Source organism: Chryseosolibacter histidinae, assembly GCF_018598225.1.
Classification (GTDB): Bacteria; Bacteroidota; Bacteroidia; order Cytophagales; family Cyclobacteriaceae; genus Chryseosolibacter; species Chryseosolibacter histidini.
The window spans coordinates 35,995-57,175 of record NZ_JAHESF010000008.1 but is presented as its reverse complement, the minus strand read 5'-3'; the positions used below and the strand labels follow the sequence as shown (position 1 = coordinate 57,175).

Annotated in this window: 20 protein-coding genes; 14 read left to right on the top strand and 6 right to left on the bottom strand. The window is 49.6% G+C overall.

Annotation, left to right across the window (positions count from 1 at the left end; genetic code table 11):
- The first annotated feature begins 193 nt into the window (after nucleotides 1-193).
- Entirely contained in the window at nucleotides 194-1,237 is a 1,044-nt protein-coding gene (locus KK083_RS09990) for an alpha/beta hydrolase (protein ID WP_254163023.1), read from the top strand.
- 8 nt (nucleotides 1,238-1,245) lie between these two features.
- Here the strand turns inward: KK083_RS09990 and trhA are convergent, their stop codons facing one another.
- A complete protein-coding gene (gene trhA / locus KK083_RS09985) occupies nucleotides 1,246-1,884 on the bottom strand; it encodes a PAQR family membrane homeostasis protein TrhA (RefSeq protein ID WP_254163021.1) in 639 nt (212 codons plus the stop codon).
- A 182-nt stretch (nucleotides 1,885-2,066) separates the two neighbouring features.
- Between trhA and KK083_RS09980 the strand changes: the two genes are divergently transcribed.
- Together KK083_RS09980 and KK083_RS09975 are read left to right on the top strand one after the other, a co-directional pair.
- Complete coding sequence (locus tag KK083_RS09980) at nucleotides 2,067-2,588, top strand: hypothetical protein (RefSeq protein WP_254163019.1); 522 nt, start codon at nucleotides 2,067-2,069, stop codon at nucleotides 2,586-2,588.
- Between the two features lie 339 nt (nucleotides 2,589-2,927).
- On the top strand, nucleotides 2,928-4,823 hold the full coding sequence (locus tag KK083_RS09975) for a 7TM diverse intracellular signaling domain-containing protein (RefSeq protein ID WP_254163017.1): 1,896 nt from the start codon (nucleotides 2,928-2,930) through the stop codon (nucleotides 4,821-4,823).
- 98 nt (nucleotides 4,824-4,921) lie between these two features.
- Here KK083_RS09975 and KK083_RS09970 read toward each other — a convergent pair whose 3' ends face one another.
- Nucleotides 4,922-5,335, bottom strand: coding sequence for a response regulator (locus KK083_RS09970; protein WP_254163015.1), 414 nt, complete (start codon nucleotides 5,333-5,335; stop codon nucleotides 4,922-4,924).
- Nucleotides 5,336-5,440: 105 nt separating this feature from the next.
- Between KK083_RS09970 and KK083_RS09965 the strand changes: the two genes are divergently transcribed.
- The 5 genes from KK083_RS09965 to KK083_RS09945 all read left to right on the top strand — a co-directional run bounded on the left by KK083_RS09965 (nucleotide 5,441) and on the right by KK083_RS09945 (nucleotide 9,674).
- Complete coding sequence (locus tag KK083_RS09965; RefSeq protein WP_254163013.1) at nucleotides 5,441-5,938, top strand: hypothetical protein; 498 nt, start codon at nucleotides 5,441-5,443, stop codon at nucleotides 5,936-5,938.
- A gap of 39 nt (nucleotides 5,939-5,977) precedes the next feature.
- The gene (locus KK083_RS09960; RefSeq protein WP_254163012.1) at nucleotides 5,978-6,184 is read left to right on the top strand and encodes a hypothetical protein; all 207 of its coding nucleotides are present in this window, start codon (nucleotides 5,978-5,980) and stop codon (nucleotides 6,182-6,184) included.
- Between the two features lie 12 nt (nucleotides 6,185-6,196).
- Nucleotides 6,197-6,886 carry a 3-keto-disaccharide hydrolase gene (locus KK083_RS09955; RefSeq protein WP_254163010.1) on the top strand — a complete coding sequence of 230 codons (690 nt, stop codon included), beginning with the start codon at nucleotides 6,197-6,199 and terminating at the stop codon, nucleotides 6,884-6,886.
- Nucleotides 6,887-7,081: 195 nt separating this feature from the next.
- Nucleotides 7,082-7,531 carry a (2Fe-2S)-binding protein gene (locus KK083_RS09950; protein WP_254163009.1) on the top strand — a complete coding sequence of 150 codons (450 nt, stop codon included), beginning with the start codon at nucleotides 7,082-7,084 and terminating at the stop codon, nucleotides 7,529-7,531.
- Nucleotides 7,532-7,541: 10 nt separating this feature from the next.
- Nucleotides 7,542-9,674 carry a xanthine dehydrogenase family protein molybdopterin-binding subunit gene (locus KK083_RS09945; RefSeq protein WP_254163007.1) on the top strand — a complete coding sequence of 711 codons (2,133 nt, stop codon included), beginning with the start codon at nucleotides 7,542-7,544 and terminating at the stop codon, nucleotides 9,672-9,674.
- A gap of 44 nt (nucleotides 9,675-9,718) precedes the next feature.
- Here KK083_RS09945 and KK083_RS09940 read toward each other — a convergent pair whose 3' ends face one another.
- From KK083_RS09940 to rsgA, 3 genes are all read right to left on the bottom strand, one after another.
- Nucleotides 9,719-10,108, bottom strand: coding sequence for a hypothetical protein (locus KK083_RS09940; RefSeq protein ID WP_254163005.1), 390 nt, complete (start codon nucleotides 10,106-10,108; stop codon nucleotides 9,719-9,721).
- Nucleotides 10,105-10,572, bottom strand: a complete 468-nt coding sequence (locus KK083_RS09935; protein WP_254163004.1) for a hypothetical protein — start codon at nucleotides 10,570-10,572, stop codon at nucleotides 10,105-10,107. The genes KK083_RS09940 and KK083_RS09935 overlap by 4 nt, the downstream gene beginning before the upstream one ends.
- A gap of 319 nt (nucleotides 10,573-10,891) precedes the next feature.
- Nucleotides 10,892-11,953: a ribosome small subunit-dependent GTPase A gene (rsgA, locus tag KK083_RS09930; RefSeq protein ID WP_254163002.1), complete on the bottom strand. Its 1,062-nt coding sequence runs from the start codon at nucleotides 11,951-11,953 to the stop codon at nucleotides 10,892-10,894.
- 263 nt (nucleotides 11,954-12,216) lie between these two features.
- On the opposite strand from rsgA, the gene KK083_RS09925 reads away from it, so the two are divergent.
- On the top strand, nucleotides 12,217-12,867 hold the full coding sequence (locus KK083_RS09925) for a GDSL-type esterase/lipase family protein (protein WP_254163000.1): 651 nt from the start codon (nucleotides 12,217-12,219) through the stop codon (nucleotides 12,865-12,867).
- A 143-nt stretch (nucleotides 12,868-13,010) separates the two neighbouring features.
- On the opposite strand, the gene KK083_RS09920 is transcribed toward KK083_RS09925, so the two are convergent.
- Entirely contained in the window at nucleotides 13,011-13,805 is a 795-nt protein-coding gene (locus tag KK083_RS09920; protein ID WP_254162998.1) for a 3-keto-disaccharide hydrolase, read from the bottom strand.
- 166 nt (nucleotides 13,806-13,971) lie between these two features.
- Between KK083_RS09920 and KK083_RS09915 the strand changes: the two genes are divergently transcribed.
- The 5 genes from KK083_RS09915 to KK083_RS09895 all read left to right on the top strand — a co-directional run bounded on the left by KK083_RS09915 (nucleotide 13,972) and on the right by KK083_RS09895 (nucleotide 21,164).
- Nucleotides 13,972-14,268 carry a hypothetical protein gene (locus tag KK083_RS09915; protein ID WP_254162996.1) on the top strand — a complete coding sequence of 99 codons (297 nt, stop codon included), beginning with the start codon at nucleotides 13,972-13,974 and terminating at the stop codon, nucleotides 14,266-14,268.
- A 78-nt stretch (nucleotides 14,269-14,346) separates the two neighbouring features.
- Nucleotides 14,347-15,432 carry a DNA polymerase IV gene (gene dinB / locus KK083_RS09910; protein WP_254162994.1) on the top strand — a complete coding sequence of 362 codons (1,086 nt, stop codon included), beginning with the start codon at nucleotides 14,347-14,349 and terminating at the stop codon, nucleotides 15,430-15,432.
- Between the two features lie 340 nt (nucleotides 15,433-15,772).
- Nucleotides 15,773-16,348: an RNA polymerase sigma-70 factor gene (locus KK083_RS09905; protein WP_254162992.1), complete on the top strand. Its 576-nt coding sequence runs from the start codon at nucleotides 15,773-15,775 to the stop codon at nucleotides 16,346-16,348.
- An 82-nt stretch (nucleotides 16,349-16,430) separates the two neighbouring features.
- A complete protein-coding gene (locus KK083_RS09900) occupies nucleotides 16,431-17,456 on the top strand; it encodes a FecR family protein (RefSeq protein ID WP_254162990.1) in 1,026 nt (341 codons plus the stop codon).
- Between the two features lie 249 nt (nucleotides 17,457-17,705).
- Nucleotides 17,706-21,164: a SusC/RagA family TonB-linked outer membrane protein gene (locus KK083_RS09895; RefSeq protein WP_254162988.1), complete on the top strand. Its 3,459-nt coding sequence runs from the start codon at nucleotides 17,706-17,708 to the stop codon at nucleotides 21,162-21,164.
- Nucleotides 21,165-21,181: the final 17 nt, after the last annotated feature.

Sequence of the window (21,181 nt, the reverse complement as noted above, 5' to 3'; positions counted from 1 at the left end):
ACATCAACCAGCCGCACTGATCTGTAACAGGCGGACAGTGACACAGAAAGTGTAACGCAACACGTCTAAATCGTACTTCGTTCCCGATAGCTATCGGGATCGTGCCTCGTACCTGCGAGGGTTCTGGCATTTTATTTTTCATGCTTCTGCGTTAACCCCCGGATAAATATTTACACCGGCTGATGATGCGCATATGAAATTCAACGGACGTTCCTGTATGCTGATGATGTTGCTGTGCGCAGCGGTGAGCTGTTCAAGAACAGAGGATCCGGCACCGGAACCACCGCCGGTAGTCAACAAGGGAACTTCCTCTACCGAAACAGATACAACGGCTGTGGCCGGCCAATACCATGAGTACAAAGTGCTGGCCCACAAAACAGACTCGGCCATCACCAGTTCTGACGAGCCTCACTATGTTTACATCGATACACGTACCTCGCTGCGCAAGAAGTTGATGCTCTTTCTTGGCGGGACCAATACAGCACCCAAATCCTTTACGGAGTTCTCGAAGACCGCGGCTGCCATGGGCTACCATGTGATCAATGTAGAATATTCCAACGCGGTGACTGTACGCGTGTGTGAGCAGGCTGAGGATATGGAGTGTTTCACCCGCTATCATGACGCGGTGATCGACGGTGGTACACATAGTGACCTTGTTCACGTGACGGAAGCAGATGGTATCATGAATCGTGTTATAAAGCTGCTGAAGTATCTCAATGCACAGGACACAACGCAGGGGTGGAACCAATTCTATACCGGCGACATGCTGCAATGGCCAAAGATCGTAGTGGTCGGCCATTCGCAGGGCGGGGACCACGCAGCGTATCTGGCCTACAAATATGCCGTTGACAGGCTTGTTGTGTTATGCTCACCCAACGACTTCTCACGCAAGTACAACCAACCCGCCGACTGGTGCGGACAGCCTTTTGCGACTTCTGTTGGCAAGATCTATGGGTTGATGCACAAGCGCGATGAGCTGGTACCACCTGAAGAGCACTATGCGGCCTGGAAAGCCATGCGCTTGCTCGATGCTGCTGACACTACTGCAGCCGACAAGGACTCGTACAAGGGTGCCCATGCATTGTATACCGATATAGAGCCCAATCCATCCGCCAGTAAGTACAAGTCAAAGCACAATGCACCTATTATCGACGAAGCGATCCCCACCGGTGAGAAAGGTGAACATCTAAAGCAGGTGTGGAAATATCTGCTGGGCGAAGAAGGCCCTTCGGAGTAGAGATGTACTTATCCCCTCAGCAAACCCAGCACAGAGAAAAAGTGAAATGTGCTGCCAGCCAGCACAAAGATGTGCCAGATGCCATGGTAATATTGCTTGCTGTCTTTAAGGAAGAAGTAGGTGCCGGCCGTATAGAACACACCGCCCAGCATGAGGTACACAAAGGTCTGGAACGACAGGCTGCAGTAGAGTGGCTTGATGGCGGGAATGATGAGCCAGCCCATTAAAATATACAGAAAGGTGGAAGTGCCCTCGTGCATGCCCGTGTGAAACATCTTCAGCACAATGCCTGTGACGGCACAGGTCCATACAATGATGAGAACGGTCCACCCAACCCAGCCCGGGAGCGCGGTAAGGCAAAAAGGTGTATAACTTCCCGCGATGAGCAGGAAGATAGACATGTGATCGAATTTTCGGAGTAAATATTTAGTGCTTGTGCTGGTGATGCCATGATACAGGGTGGAAGCCAGGTATAGCGTAACCATGGTAACGCCGTAAATGGTGAAACCCACAACATGCGCTGCGGTTCCTTCGATTGCAGCAAATACCACAAGCACTACAAGGGCAGCTATGGCCAGTCCGGTACCGATACCATGTGTCACAGCATTGACAATCTCCTCACGTTTCGAAAAAAAGGCTGTATCCATCTCAACAAGATCTACGACGGGTATAACGGCGCTTCCCGCGATAATATTGTTTTAGACTGAGGAAGTTTCACCTCACGCTGCTGATCGGAAAAAAGGCAGAGATGTAATAATTGTCGCTTAAATGCAGGTCACTTTTTTTATTCTTGTTTATATTAATCACCTGTTTAGAAAAATATAACAAAATGCAAAGAGTCATCATTGCGGTCCTGGTGCTGGCTGCGTCTTTCAGCTGTGAGGAGGTTGACAAATTGCTCACCTTCTCTGTAAACAATGAAGTAACCATTCAGATCCCGGCTTCAACGGTGATCGATCTGCCGGTAGGTATACCCACGCCAGATGTCACGACCAATTCAGATCAGACCTTTCAGAACAACAATACAAGAGCGTCGCTGGTAAAGGACGTAAAGCTTCAGGAGATGAAGCTGACCATTACAGCCCCCACTGGCAAAACTTTCAGTTTTTTAAAATCCATCTACATTTATATCTCTACCGGTCAGAACGATGAGCTGCTGTTGGCCTCCCTTGAAGATGTTCCGGCTAACGTGAACAACATTACCCTCAAGCCTACCGGTGAAAAACTCGATCCGTATGTGAAGGCATCGAGCTACAAGCTGAGAACGTCGATCATAACCGACGAAACCCTGACGCAAAACGTTGATGTGAAGGCAAACCTGAGATTCAAGGTCACCGCTGCGCCCCTCTAGAAGACCAGACAGATATCCTTAAAATAAAAATCAGGGTAAGCTTACGGGCATACCCTGATTCATTTGCAGTAGCTTCTAAAAGTTGTGGTCTTAAAAGCTATTGTATATAAGTAGGTTTCTGTTCTGTATACTAAAAAAACAATGCCACTCCTTTTTCAGACTTAGCTGGCCCTCAGATCGCGGAATACCTGCGCAGCAGCCTGCCTGCTTACCCCTACCCCCTGCGTTAAAACTTTGTGTTTACACGCCGGATTTTATTGTTAAATTTAAGATGTGAGCCCCCAGACCGTCCGCTTTTTTATCGGTGCCCTTCTCTTTTTGCTGATACCCTTTGCGGGGATGGGACAGCGCGCTGTTGGTGGAAAGGCCGATCTCTCACAAGTCAACTTCGACACAAACGGTGCGGCCAATCTCTCAGGAACATGGGAATTTTACTGGAACCAGTTACTGACGCCGAAAGACCTGATGCGGAGCGAACATGCCCCAGTGCTGATCTTTGTGCCGGGTTCGTGGCACCGGCAGGGCGATTACAATGTGCTGGGTGTTGGTACGTATCGGCTGCAGGTAACCCTGCCCCCCAAACACAAAGGTCTTTCATTTCATTTTCCGGTGATCAACTCGGCGGCGAAGATCTGGATCAACGGGGAGCTTGCACACGAGGTGGGTACTGCAAGCGAAGACCCCGAAAAGTATGGGCCGATGTTCATGCGCACCATTGTGCCGATACCCGATAATGTTGCCGAGGTAGACCTGGTGGTGGCGGTGGCCAATTTCACCTATTTCAGAGGAGGCTTCGGGGCCACGCCGCAGGTCAACAAAGCGTCATCCATCTACACGGACATCGGCAGGTCGCAGGGCACCGTGAATTTCTTCGCGGGTTGCCTTATCGCCATGTGCATCTACCAGCTCATCCTGTTCTTTATGTATCACCGCGGTAAACCTTACCTGTGGCTTGCGCTGATCTGCCTGGGCGTGGCGTTGCGGTCGCTGATCGTACATGGAGGCTCTTACCTGCTGCCGAACCTGTATCCGTCGGTGCCGTGGGAGTTCTGGAAGAAGATCGAGTTCGGAAGCGTGTATGCCATGGTGGCTTTGTTCCCCTTGTATGTGTATAACCTGTTTGTGGAACATGCTCCGAAGAAACCGATCTATTTTTTCATTGGCGTGTCCACCCTGCTGCTGGTGACCGTTATCGTTACGCCCCAGTACGTCTATGGCAGGCTGCTCGAAGTGGGTCACATTTCACTACTGCTGATGTTTATCTATGCGGTGTATGCGATCGTCAAGGCATGGCGTGCCGGTAACAGGGATGCCCGCATCATACTCTTCGGCGTGCTTGCCTCGTTTCCATTTGTGATGGGAGAGATCATGAAAAATTCACTGTTGTATCCGCTCAACATCAGGTTCGCGCACCTGGTAGAGATGGGTGTTCTGGTGTTCCTGCTCTTCCAGGTATACCTCCTGGCCAACCATTATGCTAAATCGTATAAGAACCTGGAGACCCTGAACCTGAACCTTGAGAAGATGGTGCAGGAGCGAACCGGCCAGCTCATCACTGCCAATACTGTCAAAGATCGTCTCCTGTCAGTCATATCGCATGATATCCGCAGTCCGCTGCAGTCCCTGCGTGGCATTCTGCAGGTTTACAACAAAGGCGCTATCAGCAGAGACGAGTTCGATCATTTTGCGCAGCACATCGAAGGCGACCTCGATAAAACAAGCATGCTGGTTGAGAACATCCTTTACTGGACCGCGAACCAGCTGAAGGGCATGCAGGTGAAGATGGAAACGTTCGACCTCCAGGTGCTCATCAATGAGAATGTGCAATTGTTCGAGACCATCGCCGCCACTAAAAAGATCAGGCTGAACCATACCTCTGAAAGTATGGTGATCACCACTGACCGCAACATCCTGAACCTGGTGCTCAGAAATCTCATTTCCAATGCCATCAAGTTCTCTTATGAGCACGGTGAAGTGAACATTCACGCCAACCTTCACAACAAGGTGCTCACCATGTGTGTGAAAGATCACGGCGCGGGCATGGATGAAGAAACATTGCGGGCATTGACGGATCCCACGCTGCAGGTGAACATCAACAATACCACCAAAGAACAGGGCACAGGCCTGGGCCTGCTCCTCTGCCGCAGCTACCTCGAAAAAGCAGGAGGGCAGCTTTTTATTGAAAGTGATGCAGGGAAAGGGAGCAGGTTCAATATTGTGCTGCCGGTAATCTAAGGGATGTTGGTTTAAAGTTACAAGTTTGAAGTTACAAGTTGGGTCCCCTTGAACTTGGATGCACCAACCTTAAACTTTAAACTTTAGACTTTAAACTTTTAATTAAAGAGCTTCTTAAAGAATCCCTTCTTCGACTCTTTCTCGTGGAGGTTGTCAAGCGCGGAGCGAAGCCTTACCAGGGAGGCTGAGTTCTTGATGATGTATTGTTCTGCGCCCAGCGACATTACTTCGGCGCGTACAGCCTCATCGTCGAGGGTGGTATAGTAGATCACCGGTATGGAGCTGTGGTTCTTTCTCATGAGCCGGAGGTAATCCAGTCCGGTCTTGCCCATCTTGTCTGAAAAGAAATGATCGAGCACTACAGCAAAAGGTTTTTCGCGGAGGTGCTGCATCATGTCTTCAGGATTTGAAAAAGTGCGGGCAGTGTAGTTGCCCAGCATATCTTCAAAGTGCACCTGCAACATTTTCTGTTGCACAAGATCATCCTCAATAATAAAGACCAGTTTCTTCATTCCTCGTGTGGGTTTCGGGGCCTAATTTAATGTGTATAAATTACTTTGTTAATACTTTCCTGTACAATTATAAGTAAGTTGCAACTTGTAATCACGGGGAGCCCAATGAAATTATCTGAATTTCCTTTCAGGGAGAGTAATCATTTTGTAGTGATGGAGTATTACTGGCTGATCATGAACCGCACCTTTCTGGTGATCCTCATCGACGGTTTTATGATCGGCCTGAAAGCAAACGGAGTGATCGGTGCGTCGACGGATGGCGACCCTGTTACCAATATCGTGACCCATGTTTTGGCTAACAACGGTGACCTTACCAATCCTTACTCTTATGTCAACAGCCGGTATATTGCTGAAATGGAACAGGACAACCTGTTTGGAGAGAAGGTTCTGAAAATGCACCGTTCCAACTTCAGGATCGGCCGCAAAGACATTGTTGATGTGGAATACCGCAGTGGAAAAAAATGGGGAATGGGCAGTTATCCGCACGACGGTACCGTAACAGTGCGCACCCGGGATGGACGCAGGAGAGAGTTCATCGTGTTGGGAAATCAGTCGGGAGAAAATATCCGGCAGTGGATACTGGACAACCGAACAATTTTGTAAGTTAACTTACCGAACAACAGCCTTTTAAATAAAGCATCCATGACCAAGTTCATCGAATTGAAAGTTTCAGACGAATCCGAAACAAAAACCCAGCTGGTCAATGTGGCCTGCATCGGAAGGGTATACGCCAACCCGCAGAGCAATCGCAAAAGTATTGTGGAGCTCAATTATCAAAGTGTGACCGATGCCCCCGTATACCTGGAAGTGGAAATGGCGTATGAAACATTGCGCGCTTACCTGGTTTAATCATTCATGCCCATGAAAAAAGCTGCGATCTTTTCAGTGCTCATCGCCGTTGGAATCTCGTCCGGTTACAACGCAGGCGCACAACCTCAGCCAAAGAGCCTGTTCAACGGCAAAGACCTCACCGGCTGGCATGCCGATGTTCCTGCGATGGATAAGGATTCCGGTGTGCAAAACCCGTTCATCGTACGCGACGGACTGCTCGTGAGCCTGGGTACGCCCAACGGACACCTGATCACGGATGCCATTTACGAGAACTACCGGCTGGAAGTTGAATACCGCTTTGCCGGAAAGCCGGGTAACTGTGGTGTATTGGTACATGCCTCCACACCACGGTCGCTCTACAGCATGTTCCCTAAATCGCTCGAGGTGCAGATGATGCACGAGAATGCCGGCGATTTCTGGTGTATTGTTGAAGATATCAAGGTGCCTGACATGGAAAAACGGCGCGGCCCGCGCGAGAAGTGGGGCATCACAGAAGGAAAGGAACGTCGCATCATTAACCTTACCGATGGATCGGAGAAGCCGCTGGGAGACTGGAACACCATGGTCATCGAATGTGCCGGCAACACCATCAGGGTATGGGTCAACGGCGACCTTGTAAACGACGGATTTGAGTGTACCGCCACCAAAGGCCAGATCGCTGTGCAGGCAGAAGGCGCCGAAGTGGAGTTCAGAAAGCTCCTGCTGACACCGCTGAAATAAGAAGGTACGAGGTACGATCCCGATAGCTATCGGGAACGAAGTACGTGGTGCCTTGATTGTAAACCCTGCTTGTATCAGATCGTACCTCGTACCTTCCAAGATCGGTAGAATTCCCTCCCTTCAAATAATCTGCCTTGTGCATCGCCCTTAAATTCCATAGATTAGGTAGCAACGTTCTTCAAACCTAAGAGAATTATGGAGCTTCTGATCAACAACAAAAAGTATACGGTTGAGCCGCATCAGGATGAAAGCCTGCTGAGTGTGCTGCGTCATCAGCTTGATCTCACTGGCAGCAAATATGGTTGTGGTGAAGGTGCCTGCGGTGCCTGTACGGTGCTGATCAATGGTACTGCCGTACGTTCTTGTATGACCAAAGCTGAAAGCGCTGCGGGCAAGAACATCACAACCATTGAAGGATTGGAGAAGAATGGTAAGCTTCATCCCGTGCAGCAGGCTTTTTTGAAAGTGGATGTCTTTCAGTGCTCCTATTGCGCTTCGGGTATGATCATGTCTGCCGTATCGCTGCTCGAAAAAAATCCAAAACCCTCAACACAGGACATTATGAGATCCATGCAGGGAAATATCTGTCGCTGTGGTACCCATCCGCGCATTGTCAAAGCCATTCAGGAAGCATCGAAAGTTTAACCGTATTGTTATGAAAAAACATGAACAGGACCTCATAGCTCCGGAACAATACGAGCTGCATGCAGCCCCGGCGTATGATTTCAGCATGAACAGGCGCAAATTCTTCAGTGTGCTGGGCAGTGGCGTGGCGGTGGCCTTCACAGCGAGTAACAGTCTTGGCGCGGCGCTCACAGATACTTCCACAGCGCCCGAAGACCAGGTGAATGCGTGGATCCACATCGGCGAAAAAGGAAACATCACAGTTTATACCGGTAAGGCCGAGGTTGGTCAGAACATCCGCACATCGCTGGCGCAGATCGTTGCAGAAGAGCTCATGGTCCCGGTCGACAGGATCAGCATGGTGATGGGAGACACAGCCCTTACACCGTATGACAGGGGCACTTTGGGAAGCCGTTCCATTCCGTATATGGGGCCACAGCTCCGCAAAGCAGCGGCCACAGCACGCGAGCTGCTTGTGAACATGGCCACCGAACAATGGAAAGCTGATCGTGCTTCTCTGGCCGTTGCCGATGGCGTGGTAAAGAATATAAAGACCGGAGAGTCCATTGCGTACGGCGGGCTGACGAAAGGAAAGGAATTGCTGAAGCCGGTGGATGACAATGTTCAGGTGACCCCGGTAGACCGTTGGCAGGTAGCGGGCACTTCAGTCCCGAAGGTCAACGGTGTATCATTTGTTACCGGCAAGCACCAGTATGTTTCTGATATGAAGCTGCCCGGAATGTTGTATGGAAAAATACTTCGCGCACCCGCCTACGGTGCATCACTGGTGTCGGTAGATGTGAGCGCGGCAAAAAAAATGAAGGATGTGACCGTTGTGCACGATGGTGATTTTGTGGGTGTGGCGGCACCAAGTCCACACGCGGCAGGTGAAGCGCTGAAGGCTATCAAGGCAGAATGGAAAACCACACCCCAGCCTTCGCGCGGTGAGATCTTCGACTACCTGAAACAAAAATCAGGACAGGCAAACGGTCGCGACAGCAACGTGAAAGGTGATGTCGATAATGCTTATGCCAGTGCCGACATCAAAATTGCGCAGACCTTTTACATCGATTATATCGCGCACGCCCCGCTGGAGCCTCGCGCGGGCCTTGCAGAATGGAAAGACGATAAGCTCACGGTGTGGACAGGCACGCAGCGGCCGTTTGGTGTGCAGGAGGATCTTCAACAGGTTTTTCACATCCCTAAAGAAAATATACGGGTGATCCAGCCTGACACAGGTTCAGGCTATGGCGGAAAACACACAGGTGAAGCCGGCATAGAAGCGGCGCGACTGGCCAGGGATGCGCAGAAACCCGTGAAGGTGGTTTGGACGCGGGAAGAAGAATTTACGTGGGCGTATTTCAGGCCCGCAGGTGTTATTGAAGTGAAGGCCGGTGCAACAAAAGATGGCATAGTGACCTCCTGGGAGTTTCATAATTACAACTCTGGAGGTTCGGGCATCGAGACACCTTACAACGTTGCCAGCAAAAAGATCCAGTTTCACCCGGTTGATTCTCCGCTTCGTCAGGGTTCTTATCGTGGCCTGGCAGCAACAGCCAATGTGTTTGCGCGCGAGTCGGTGATGAATGATCTCGCAATAGAATTAAAAATGGATCCGCTTACCTTCCGTTTGAAGAACCTGACTGAGCAAAGAATGAAAGATGTGCTCGAAGCTGCTGCCAAAGCTTTCGGATGGAATAATATGAAACCTGCACAGGGTCACGGCTTCGGCATTGCGTGTGGCACTGAGAAAGGAAGCTTCGTGGCCACGTGCGCTGAAGTTGCCATCGACAACGAATCGAAAGAAGTGAAGGTTATCCGTGCGGTGACGGCTTTCGAATGCGGCGCGATCATCAATCCCACGCACCTTGAAAATCAGATCCAGGGTTCCGTGATCCAGGGACTCGGCGGCGCGTTGTTCGAACGTATCGATTTCAAAGAAGGCAAGATCCTCAATCCAGCCTTCTCAAGGTACCGTGTGCCACGTTTCAGTGATGTGCCCATAGTGGAAACGGTAATGCTCAACCGCAAAGATCTTCCATCGGTTGGCGCAGGCGAAACACCCATCCTCGGTATAGCACCCGCAGTACGCAACGCCATTGCTAACGCAACCGGCAAAAAATTATACACACTTCCCTTGGCACCGAATGGTGTGGAGGTTTAAGATAATGGTGCAGTATCAGACAGGATAGACAACATCTATTGGGCCTAGCTTGTTAAGAGCCCTTTTAATTCTTTAAGGTAATTTTTACGCTTGTCTATTTTTACGATGGTGATATTGTCTTTAGTCAAAAACTCTCTCACAAGGTCCGGAACATTGCACAAAGTTAGCATGATGAAATTATTGTATTGCTGGTTCAGGGACTGTTTCCATTTGCGCATGATTGGAATGGTGGCAATCGGCAAGTCGCTTTCTGGTACTGCTCCATGCAGGTCAATCACCGTTCTTTGAGCTGTTTTTTTATTCTCAACAACAAGGTCAACAAGGTCAGGGTGCACCAAATAATTATTAGTATCAACCGAAATGCTGTAATCATCACCTAATAATTTGGGTAACTCTTCCTTCAGTTGCTTTATGTAGTTTGGTCTTAATCTCATAAAACTATATTGTGCTTGAATTTCAACCCCTTTTTAAAAGTAAGAATTTGCCAGATCAGCCACACAAAAGTTGCACCCACCGAGATCAGCGCATTAACAAAGGCTTTTTTAACATCGTGATCCATCCAATAGCTCACAATCAGTGCTACCAAAGGTATATAAATTTTCAGGAAAACATCCGCTTTCAACAACTCGATAAATTTATTTCCCCTGGTTATATAAGCTCCCTCAATAAGATTACAGCCTTCAGCGTGCATAGATAGTTCCGCTGACAGAAGTGACATATCAATTGTCTTTAAGAATCTTTGAAATTGATGGAAAGTATCATTAACCCCTTTCGTCAGTAGATCTACACGACTTTTGTAATCTGAATGTTCAACATGGATGCCGAGCGTATTGGAATCATTATTGAAGACAATGAATATTTTGTCGTATGAACTATAAGCATAGACTATCCGTGGCATAAGATCATAACTACATTTAAAGATAGTTTCATCCAGAACACTTCTGAGGTCTGCTGAAGGACTGAAATAGGCTTCGAGAGATGATTTTAAATTTGCTGGCAGTGGTTTTCTGGTTTGTATTTTTATTCAGTATGCATTTTTCGGATTCATCGAAATTAGTACCATTAGAAATCTAATCATTTTTTAAATGATAAAATGATCATCTGGTGATATTTCGTGATCAAAGTTTCGATGCGGTAAATGCTTAAAAAAAAATGCAAGAGACAGCGGTGACTTCCATCTCCTGCATATGTTGTTATAATTGTTCCTGTTATCGCGACTAATACTTATATCGCTTTCTATGCGTCTTCGCCTCACGCGTTATCCTGCCGAATTGTTTCTCCATTCGCTTTTTGTCTTCGGCGTTGATGGTGAAACGCCTTTGCTCCCGGATGAGCTTCAGATAACTTTCATAGACCTGTGCGTCGAGATTGCCGGAGGCTACCGCTTCTGTTACGGCACATCCCGGTTCGCTCATGTGTGTGCAATCTGAAAAACGGCACGATGAAGAAAACCGTTGGATGGCCGGAAACAAGTCATCGGTGCTGTGTGCTTCATCGCCCGTGAGTCCGAATTCACGCATGCCCGGTGTGTCAATCATCAGGCTGCCGTTAGGTAACCTGAAGAGATCGCGACGTGTGGTGGTATGTTTGCCTTTGCTGGACCAATCGCTCGTGCTGTTGGTTTGCTGAACATTGGTATTCATCAGCGCATTGAGCAGTGAGCTTTTACCAACACCCGAAGACCCGATGAGAATGTAGGTCTTGTGCGCTTCGAGGATCTGGTGATTCAGCGCATCTATGCCGAACCCCGTGTACGTGCTGCAGAAATGCACGCTGCAATCGCGCATGAGCCGTGCTATGGCAAGCCTGTATTCCTCCTCGTCGCTGATCAGGTCTGCTTTGTTAAGGATCACGATCGGCGCAATACCACAGGCCGCAAGTTGTACAAGGTATCGTTCGAGCCGCATCAGGTTAAAATCGCGGTCAAGGCCCTGCACGATCAGCGCAAAGTCTATGTTGACAGCCAGCACCTGCCGTTCTGTTTTGTTGCCGGCGCTTTTTCTCGATAACACGTTCACTCTTGGAAACACATCGATGATATAGCCCGCGTCATCGTACTTCATAAAAAATACCCAGTCGCCCACCTTCGGCAGATCTTCAGGTGACGTGGCATACAGGAGCTTTCCGGATAGTTCTGTTTCTAGCTCGCCGGTCTCTGTGATGAGCATGTATTTGAATCCCTTGACGGAGATCACCCTGCCCGCAGGCAGGCCGTGATTTGAATGCGTGAAATATTGTAGATGGAAATCGCTCCAGCCGAAATCTGTTAATGATATCATGGTTGAAATAAAATTAGCGCGATCGCCAGTCCCTGGCATTGGAAATGGACATTACGATCGACTTTGTAAGACGATAAATGGAATTAAGAAAGCGGGATCAATTGCAGACTGAAAAAATGAACTCAGCCCGCAATCAGGCCACCATTATTCCGGCGATGAGGCGATATGTGGAAATTGTGGTTTTCACGTCACAAAAATAGTAAAAAGTGATCATATTGCGATGGCTCGTGATTTTTACGGCTTAGCGAAACAAATCCTCATTGATGAAAAAGTTTTTGATCCTGTTCTTTGTGCTCACCGCACTCACCCTGCGCGCACAGGAACCTCCGTTCTGGAGAGAAATACAAGCTTTTAAACGCCAGGATAGCATCAGCTTCCCTCCCAAAAAGGCGATTGTGTTTACCGGCAGTTCGTCTTTTGCCTTCTGGAAGGACCTGCAGCACGATTTCCCCGGTCACAAAGTGATCAATCGCGGATTCGGCGGCTCGAGCCTGCCCCATGTGATACGGTATGCCGATGACATCATCATTCCTTACAAACCCAAACAGGTGGTGATCTACTGCGGTGAAAACGACTTCGCTTTAGACACAACACTATCCCCGGAAGCAGTAGCCAAACGGTTCGAGGAGTTGTTCACGCTCATCCGGAAGGAAAGACGCAGGGCAAACATCGTTTATGTTTCCATGAAACCCAGTCCGCGGCGCCAGTCGCTGATGCCTAAAATGGAGAAAGCCAATGCATTGATCAGTGATTTTCTGAAGAAGCAACGCAAGGCTTCTTACGTCAACATCTACAACGCCATGCTCGATGCCCAGGGTGCACCGCGCAAAGAATTATTCCTGAACGATAACCTGCACATGAACGAAAAGGGTTATGCGATCTGGATCGAAGCGATTGAACCACACTTGAGGTAGTTGCCAGTTGCCGGTTGCCGGATGGCCAGTTCAGGGAGGTACATGAATCTTTCCTGTGTTATTTAAATCTTGACCACGAAGGGCGGTATGGTTTAATGAACGCCGAACAAACCGGTAACCGGCAACTGGCTAGCCGGCAACTTTTACAGTTCTTTGATTTTTATATTCCTAAAATAGACCGGGGCTTTATGATTCTGCAGCGAGATGGAGCCGGTTTTGAACTTGTTCCAGTCCGGGTATTCTGACCATTGGCTGTTGCTGAGGCGTTCTTTGAAGTCTTCGCTGTTCTCGTCGAATTCTACAGTCTTCTCACCATTAAGCCAGTGCTCAACGTGACCGTTATTGTAAATGATGCGGGCCGTGTTCCATTCACCTGCAGGCAGGAGCCTTTTGCCATAGGGCGCGCCATACATACCATAGTTGCTGCCGGCTTTCTGTGTATCTCCGAGCGAGTGACCTTTAAAACCCACGTCGTCAAGCACCTGGTACTCGGGGCCGGTAACATGGTCGAACTCGTATTCGGGTTTTTCCATCACATGATAGAGGATGCCGCTATTGGCGCCGGGTGAGACCTTCCAGTCTGCCGTAAGCTCAAAGTTACCGAACTGTTGTATGGTGATCAATGAGCCGCTACCGGTCTTACCTATGCCTTCGACAAGCCCTTCGCCATTGTACACGATCATACCATCCTGAACAGTCCACAACGGGCCGATGCTATCGTGGTTGTAGCGTTTCCATCCGTCAAGCGTTTCGCCGTTGAACAACAGCTTCCATCCTGCTTTTTCTTCCTCCTCCGTCAGCGTATTCAGCGTTGAAAGCGAAGCCCTGGACTCCTGAGGTGATCCCGATTTCTGGCATGACGATAATAGCGCCGCGGCCATGGTGAAGCAGGCAAGCAGACCAACAATTTTTCTCACAGGTGAAACTGGTTTGATCATAGCTCAAGTTAGTTTGTAAATAAGTAGCATCAAAACCCCTGTCCTGAAACGATCGACGAAGACGATCTACTTGTAGAAAAACGCCACATCAATAGTACACATTAGTTACATTTGTGTTGCCAGTTTTGTAGCTGGAGAAAATTATAAATTCTTACTACCCTGTCCAATGAGACTTATCGGAATTTTAGGAACCATTCCCCAGATCATTGTCGTGATCGCCGTAGCGATGTATGCCGCCAAACGTTCTACAACCGAAGCAGTGCTGCTGCTGATCGGGGCCACTATCGGATTGATATCTTCTGTCTTTTATTCGGTTGCACTGCCCTGGCTGTTCGAGACATACGGTTCAGCATGGTACGAATCGTACATCTCGATTATAGCCACCATTGGTATGGTTGGGGGGCTTTGCTTTGCCATCGGGCTTCTTTTGCTGGTGCAAAACATTCTGAGAAACAGATCTTAAGCGAATCAAAGGAGGAACGGTTGCAGGTAACATCGAAATCAGCTGGCATCTTGTGTGAAATCACATGACGAAACCGTTATGCGCAGAAGGAAGATCATCCATATCGACATGGATGCCTTTTATGCTTCCATCGAACAGCGTGATCACCCGCAGTATCGCGGCAAGCCCATCGCTGTAGGTGGATCGCCCGACGGTAGGGGTGGTGTGGTGGCAACGGCGAGTTATGAGGCCCGCAAATTCGGCGTGCGCTCTGCCATGCCATCAAAAAAAGCGCAGCAGCTTTGTGCCGACCTGATCTTTGTAAGGCCGCGCTTCGATGTTTACAAAGAGGTCTCCCGTAAGATCAGGGAGATCTTTCAACGTTACACAGACCTGATCGAGCCGCTTTCGCTGGATGAAGCATACCTCGATGTCACGGAAGACAAACAGAACATCGGATCGGCCATCGAGATCGCCAAGCTTATCCGCCAGGCTATCCGCGATGAGCTGCAGCTCACAGCTTCGGCAGGCGTATCCGTAAACAAGTTTGTGGCAAAGATCGCGTCAGACATGAACAAACCCGATGGCCTCACCTTTATCGGGCCCTCGCGCATCGAACGTTTTATGGAGCGCCTGCCCGTGGAGAAATTTCACGGCGTAGGCAAGGTAACGGCCGAGAAGATGAAAAAGATGGGACTGCATACCGGTGCCGACCTGAAGAAGCTCACGGTGGCGGAATTGATAAAACACTTCGGTAAAACGGGCCGTTTCTTTTATAAGATCGTGCGGGGCATCGATGACCGCGAAGTGCAGCCCAACCGTGAAACGAAATCCGTGGGCGCCGAAGATACTTTTCCCTACGACCTCGTTGCGCTGGAAGAAATGCATGACCAGATCGAGCGCATCGCAACAATTCTTCATGAACGTCTCGAACGTTACGGATTGAAAGGCCGCACCGTAACACTGAAGATCAAATATCATGATTTCAGGATCGTAACGCGCAGCCAGTCTTTCGCACAGCCAGTGGGTGATCTGGAAACGATCATCGCTACCGCGAAGCAGTTGCTGGAAGCCACCGACCCCGTTGACAGCAAGATCCGCCTCCTCGGCGTTTCACTTTCCAACTTCGAAGGCCTCCGGGTGAGAACTGATGATGATTCCGATCAGCTCAGACTTGAATTGTAATATGAGTCCACAGACCACAGTCGACAGTCCACGGCCGGGTGGTGCTGATACCTAATTTACCTGACTGTGCTTTGCTTATTGCCTACTCGCGGAAAGCACGAGGCACGTGGGTCGAAGTGCAATTTGTAGAATCATGGTGCGCTACTATCGATTGTCGACCGTGGGCCGTGGACTGTTTCAACGGCTGTAAAAGTTATTCACCGGAATAAAAGTTGTTTTCACACTTAATTCACTCAGGCATCTGCCACTGTGCTGCCCTGCGTCATCATCATTTCAAATTTTTTGAAAAATGCGCAAACGATTGTGGTAAAATTCTTTTAAATTGTGATAGCAGTACAACATGCAACACCAGGCCGATCATAACGAACAGATGTTACTGGAGAAGCTGCGTCAGGGAGATGCAGAAGCTTTTGAACGAATTTTCCGGCTCCACTGGCACCGGTTATATGTCCTTGCAAAAACAAAAGTTCAGTCGCACGACGAAGCGGAAGAGATCATTCAGCACATCTTTTCTTCACTTTGGGAGAAACGCGAAACACTGCTCATCACCAACCTCACATTTTATCTTAACACGGCCGTGCGAAATCATGTCATTAACTTGGTGAGGAACAGGATCACGCATGAGAAATACTGGACGTATTATAAAACCTTCATCCCGGAATACCGGAATGTGACCCACGAAGAAGTTGAGTTCGGCGATCTCAACAACGCTGTAGAAGAGGCCGTGAACCGGCTGCCCGAAAAATCCCGTAAGGTGTTCAAACTGAGCCGCATCGAAGGCCGCTCAAATGCCGAGATCGCTGACCTGCTGCACCTCTCTGAAAAAGCCATCGAATATCACCTTACCCAGTCGCTGCGCAAGCTTCGCGTGCACCTGAAAGACTTCATGGTGCTGTTTCTGCCGTTTTTTTTCTGAGGGACCTTACTTTATTTCAAAAATCCAGCAAAAATCCCTTTGCTCCCTTTAGGGATGCTCCGGAGTTGTGTGTCTTCTGGGTATGGAACCCCAAGAATTCAAAAAACTTCTAGACAAATATTCCAAAGGTGAATGTGACGCTGCAGAAGAAAAGATCATCCTGGAGTGGTATGAGAACATCGGCGCAAAAGGTCAGTGGCAGAAAGAAACGGTCTCACCCGAAATGGAAGCCAGGCTCTGGTCTAAGATCCGGCCCCAGTCTCCCCCAAAGCGCAGTCTTTTCTTCTACGTGGTAGGTGCCGCCGCAACATTTTTAGTGCTGGCCGTTGCTGCCGTCGGCCTCTACCTCACCTCCGGAAAAAAGAGCACATCACAGCAAGCTACGCCGGCAGACCGCTGGGTGGCACAAAACCATTCTCTTTCTTTTGAAGCCAACACCGGAGACACACCCCGTGAGGTGCGCCTGCCTGACGAAAGCATCGTTACCCTGAAGCCCGGCAGCGAGCTGCGTTTTTCCGAGAACTTCAGTGGCGATAAACGCGAGGTATATCTTTCGGGTGAAGCTTTTTTCCAGGTGCAGAAAGATGCAACGCGCCCGTTTCTGGTCTATTCCAACGAAGTGGTCACAAAAGTTCTGGGCACAAGTTTTAACATCAGGGCGTATGCCAATGATCAGGAAGTTACCGTGGCGGTGAAGACGGGCAAGGTATCGGTATACACAAACATGGACGATGCTGAAGGCAAAGGTGATGTGAAGCAGACCCAGCCCGAGGTGATCCTCACGCCCAATTACCAGGTGGTTTACAATCGCCAGAAAGACCAGGTTCGCAAGCAGGTGGTTGAAATGCCGGAGATCATATTGCCTGAACCTACGCTGTTTGAGATGCAATACGATGGCGTGCCTGTGTCGAAGATCTTTGCGGTGCTGGAAGAGAACTATGGTGTTGATATAACTTTTGATGAGTCGCAGCTGAAGAACTGCACGCTCACAACGTCGATGTCTGACGAAGGTTTTTACGAGCGCATCGAGATCATCTGCAGGGCTATCGGAGCTGAATATGTTGAAACAGACGCTGGCATTACCATCAGGAGTCACGGCTGTTTGTAAAATGATAAACCCAATTAACCCAAACCATTTTTGCCTATGACATAACCATACCCAATCAATCAAAACCCAACTAAAAGGGCCAATGATGCTGGTACCATCATCGGCCCGTCATGCGTGCCCCGGGAAACCCGGGACAGCACCAAGTTTTTGTCCGTTTTGTCAAAACAAAAACATTATCAATTTATGAAGATTAAACCTAAACCTAATAGCAGGACACTGCTATTTATTATGAAAATCACGCTGATTCAAATGTTGATTACCTCCTGTACCCTGGTGTTTGGATATGCCTTGGATTCGAGCGGGCAGGGGGTTCTTGAACGCAAGATCACATTGAAGGTGGAGAATGCGAAGGTGAAGGATGTTCTGCTCGTGCTCGAGCGGAGCGCCGGTGTTAACTTCACGTATCGCCCCAGGGTACTAAAGAACATCGCGAACGTAAACCTCAATGCCCGCGAGCTCCGGCTGGGCGATGTCTTATCACAGCTGTTTGATGAATCTGTTCGTTATGAAGTGATCGGAAAACAGATCGTGCTGAAAGAAACACCTGTGTTTATCGAAGAAGAAGATGACACTCCGCCGCCGGCCGTGTTCCAGGGAGTTCAGGTAAGCGGAAGAGTTGCTGATGAAGCCGGCAACCCCATACCGGGTGTAAACGTGATCGAAAAAGGAACCACCAATGGAACCGCTACCGACACCGACGGAAAATACAACCTGCTGGTGAGTGGTCAGAGCTCCATTCTCGTATTCTCTTTCATCGGCTACACCACACAGGAAATGCCGGTGAACAATCAATCCACCATCGATGTAACCCTTCCGCCCGACACCAAGACTCTGGCAGAAGTGGTTGTAGTAGGTTACGGTGAACAGAAGAAAGAAACCGTTACAGGTGCAGTAGCCATGGTGAAAGGAACCGAGCTGGTGAAATCGCCGGCGGTGAACCTCACCAACTCCATTGCCGGACGGATGCCGGGTGTGATTGCTGTGAACCGCAGTGGTGAGCCTGGTTATGACGGCTCCGGCATCAGGATCCGTGGCTCCAATTCACTGGGAAGCACCGAAGCGCTGATCGTGATCGATGGTCTACCGGCACGTCCGGGTGGCATCGCAAGGTTGAACCCCGCCGACATCGAGACCATCTCAGTTTTGAAAGATGCTTCTGCAGCGATCTACGGTGCGCGCGCGGCAAACGGTGTTATACTCGTTACCACCAAACGTGGCAAGTCGGGCAAACCGGAGCTCACGTATTCTTACAACCAGGGATGGGCGCAGCCGACACGCATTCCCAAGCTGGCCAACGCCGTGCAGTATGGAGAGATGCGCAATGAGCTGGAAGTATTCAACCTTCCGGTAAACGAGTGGTCTGCGGCAACGCAGGCATTCAAAGCAACGGGAAGTTACACCCGTCCCAATGGATCGGTGGTAGCGGCACCTTACAAGCCCGACGATTTTCAGAAATTCCGTGACGGGTCCGACCCCTGGGGACATCCCAACACCGACTGGTATGGGGCTACGCTAAAAACATGGTCACCACAGTCTGTACACAACCTTCAGCTCAACGGTGGCAGCGACAACTTCAAATACCTGTCGTCACTCTCCTATCGCAACCAGGATGCTTATTACAAGAACTCGGCCACCGGGTACAAGCAGTACGATCTGCGCATCAACCTCGATGGAAATATCAATCAGTACATCAAGACGAGCATCGGTGTGCTGGCGCGCCAGGAGAACCGTTTCTTCCCTACGCGCAGTGCCGGCGCCATCTTCCGCATGCAGATGCGGGGCATCCCGACACAACCTGCTTACTGGCCCAACGGAATGCCTGGACCTGACATCGAGAACGGTGAGAACCCGGTGGTGATCACTACCAACGAAACAGGTTATGACAAAGACACACGGTATTACCTGCAGTCGAACGGCTCCATCGAGATCTCCATTCCCGGGGTGAAAGGTTTGAAATTCACGGGCACTGCTTCCGTGGACAAATACATCAAACAAACTAAAAAATGGGAAACGCCCTGGTACCTCTATACGTGGGACAAAACATCTTACGAAGCTGACGGTGTTACGCCCGCGCTGGTGCGTGGCAAGCGTGGCCCTTCGGAGCCTCGCCTCACACAAGGCAATGAAGATCAGCTAAACATCCTGCTCGGTGGCTTGCTCACCTATGAACGCAAATTCGGCGATCATGCGCTCACCTTCCTCGCCGGTACCAACCGCGAAACCATTGAGAACTCCAGCTTCGGCGCATACCGAAGGTTCTTCATCTCCGATGCCATCGATGAGATCGCAGGCGGTGGTAACCCTGAGAAAAATGCTACCGGTGGCGCATGGGAACGTGCCCGCCTGAACTACTTCGGTCGTGTGGCTTATAACTTCAAGGAAAAATACCTCGCAGAATTTCTCTGGCGTTACGACGGATCGTACATGTTCCCCGAAAATACACGGTACGGTTTCTTTCCCGGTATTATGGCCGGATGGCAGATCTCCGAAGAAGACTTCTTCAAGAATAACATCGGCGTCGTGAACTACCTGAAGCTGCGCGCTTCTTATGGACAGATGGGTAACGACCAGATCTTTTACGACAGGAATGCCAACGGTGTGATCGATAGCGATGAACCTTTGATGGAGTATCAGTACCTCTCCACCAATGGATTCCGCAGTTACATCGTCGGCGGACAGGAAGTGCTTACGTTGTATGAAGCCCGCGTGCCGAATACTTCCATTACCTGGGAGGTGGCCAATAACTTCAACGTGGGTCTTGAAGGCCAGCTGATGCAGGGAAAATTCAACTTCGAGCTGGATTATTTTTACAACAAGCGCACCAATATCCTGTGGCCCAAGTTCGGTTCCATTCCACAGACCACGGGTATGACCCTGCCACCGCAGAACCTCGGAGAGCTCGCCAACAGGGGTGTTGATTTCCTGGTGGGTTATCATGCACAGGTGGGAGACCTGGCCCTGAATGTCAGCGTCAACGGAGGATTTTCTAAAAACAAAATACTCTTCTGGGACGAAGCTCCCGGCGCACCGGAGTGGCAAAGAACCACGGGCAGACCCATGTACACGTATCAGGCTTACATCTATGACGGTGTTTTCAAAGACCAGTCAGAAATCGATGCCAACACGCTCGATTACTCCGCCATCACCAATACACTTCGTCCTGGTGACATGAAGTACAAGGACTACAACAAGGATGGAGTGATCAACCCTGACGACAGGGTACGGAACGACAAGAACAATGTTCCCACTTTCCAGGGCGGTCTTAATATCGGCGCCACTTATAAGAACTTCGACCTGAGCATTCTGTTCCAGGGCGCAGCAGGGGCGCAGGTATACATCGGCGTGGGTGAAATGGGAAGCATTGGCAATTATCTTGAAGATATGTATGTCAATCGCTGGACGGTGGAAAAACCCAGCAGCACCCATCCCCGGATCGCTGACCGTGGCAACCAGTATTTCTCAAGTAACAACACGTACTGGCTGAGGGACACAGACTACATCCGTCTCAAGAACATCGAGCTGGGTTACAGTATCCCGGCGGTGCTTCTCAAGCGGGCCGGCGTGAGCAGCCTCAGGATTTATGCCAACGCACTGAACCTGCTCACTTTCGATAAGCTTGATCTCTACGATCCTGAGAATGCCAACCCTTCAGGCCAGTATTATCCGCAGGCCAGGGTGATCAATGCAGGCGTAAGTGTAACATTTTAACAACCAAGCCATGAAGA

Excerpts from the sequence above, each read along its gene's own strand:
- KK083_RS09990 (WP_254163023.1), top strand. The coding sequence starts at position 194 with ATGAAATTCAACGGACGTTCCTGTATGCTGATGATGTTGCTGTGCGCA.
- trhA (WP_254163021.1), bottom strand. The coding sequence starts at position 1,884 with ATGGATACAGCCTTTTTTTCGAAACGTGAGGAGATTGTCAATGCTGTG.
- KK083_RS09980 (WP_254163019.1), top strand. The coding sequence starts at position 2,067 with ATGCAAAGAGTCATCATTGCGGTCCTGGTGCTGGCTGCGTCTTTCAGC.
- KK083_RS09975 (WP_254163017.1), top strand. The coding sequence starts at position 2,928 with ATGGGACAGCGCGCTGTTGGTGGAAAGGCCGATCTCTCACAAGTCAAC.
- KK083_RS09970 (WP_254163015.1), bottom strand. The coding sequence starts at position 5,335 with ATGAAGAAACTGGTCTTTATTATTGAGGATGATCTTGTGCAACAGAAA.
- KK083_RS09965 (WP_254163013.1), top strand. The coding sequence starts at position 5,441 with ATGAAATTATCTGAATTTCCTTTCAGGGAGAGTAATCATTTTGTAGTG.
- KK083_RS09960 (WP_254163012.1), top strand. The coding sequence starts at position 5,978 with ATGACCAAGTTCATCGAATTGAAAGTTTCAGACGAATCCGAAACAAAA.
- KK083_RS09955 (WP_254163010.1), top strand. The coding sequence starts at position 6,197 with ATGAAAAAAGCTGCGATCTTTTCAGTGCTCATCGCCGTTGGAATCTCG.
- KK083_RS09950 (WP_254163009.1), top strand. The coding sequence starts at position 7,082 with ATGGAGCTTCTGATCAACAACAAAAAGTATACGGTTGAGCCGCATCAG.
- KK083_RS09945 (WP_254163007.1), top strand. The coding sequence starts at position 7,542 with ATGAAAAAACATGAACAGGACCTCATAGCTCCGGAACAATACGAGCTG.
- KK083_RS09940 (WP_254163005.1), bottom strand. The coding sequence starts at position 10,108 with ATGAGATTAAGACCAAACTACATAAAGCAACTGAAGGAAGAGTTACCC.
- KK083_RS09935 (WP_254163004.1), bottom strand. The coding sequence starts at position 10,572 with ATGCCACGGATAGTCTATGCTTATAGTTCATACGACAAAATATTCATT.
- rsgA (WP_254163002.1), bottom strand. The coding sequence starts at position 11,953 with ATGATATCATTAACAGATTTCGGCTGGAGCGATTTCCATCTACAATAT.
- KK083_RS09925 (WP_254163000.1), top strand. The coding sequence starts at position 12,217 with ATGAAAAAGTTTTTGATCCTGTTCTTTGTGCTCACCGCACTCACCCTG.
- KK083_RS09920 (WP_254162998.1), bottom strand. The coding sequence starts at position 13,805 with ATGATCAAACCAGTTTCACCTGTGAGAAAAATTGTTGGTCTGCTTGCC.
- KK083_RS09915 (WP_254162996.1), top strand. The coding sequence starts at position 13,972 with ATGAGACTTATCGGAATTTTAGGAACCATTCCCCAGATCATTGTCGTG.
- dinB (WP_254162994.1), top strand. The coding sequence starts at position 14,347 with ATGCGCAGAAGGAAGATCATCCATATCGACATGGATGCCTTTTATGCT.
- KK083_RS09905 (WP_254162992.1), top strand. The coding sequence starts at position 15,773 with ATGCAACACCAGGCCGATCATAACGAACAGATGTTACTGGAGAAGCTG.
- KK083_RS09900 (WP_254162990.1), top strand. The coding sequence starts at position 16,431 with ATGGAACCCCAAGAATTCAAAAAACTTCTAGACAAATATTCCAAAGGT.
- KK083_RS09895 (WP_254162988.1), top strand. The coding sequence starts at position 17,706 with ATGTTGATTACCTCCTGTACCCTGGTGTTTGGATATGCCTTGGATTCG.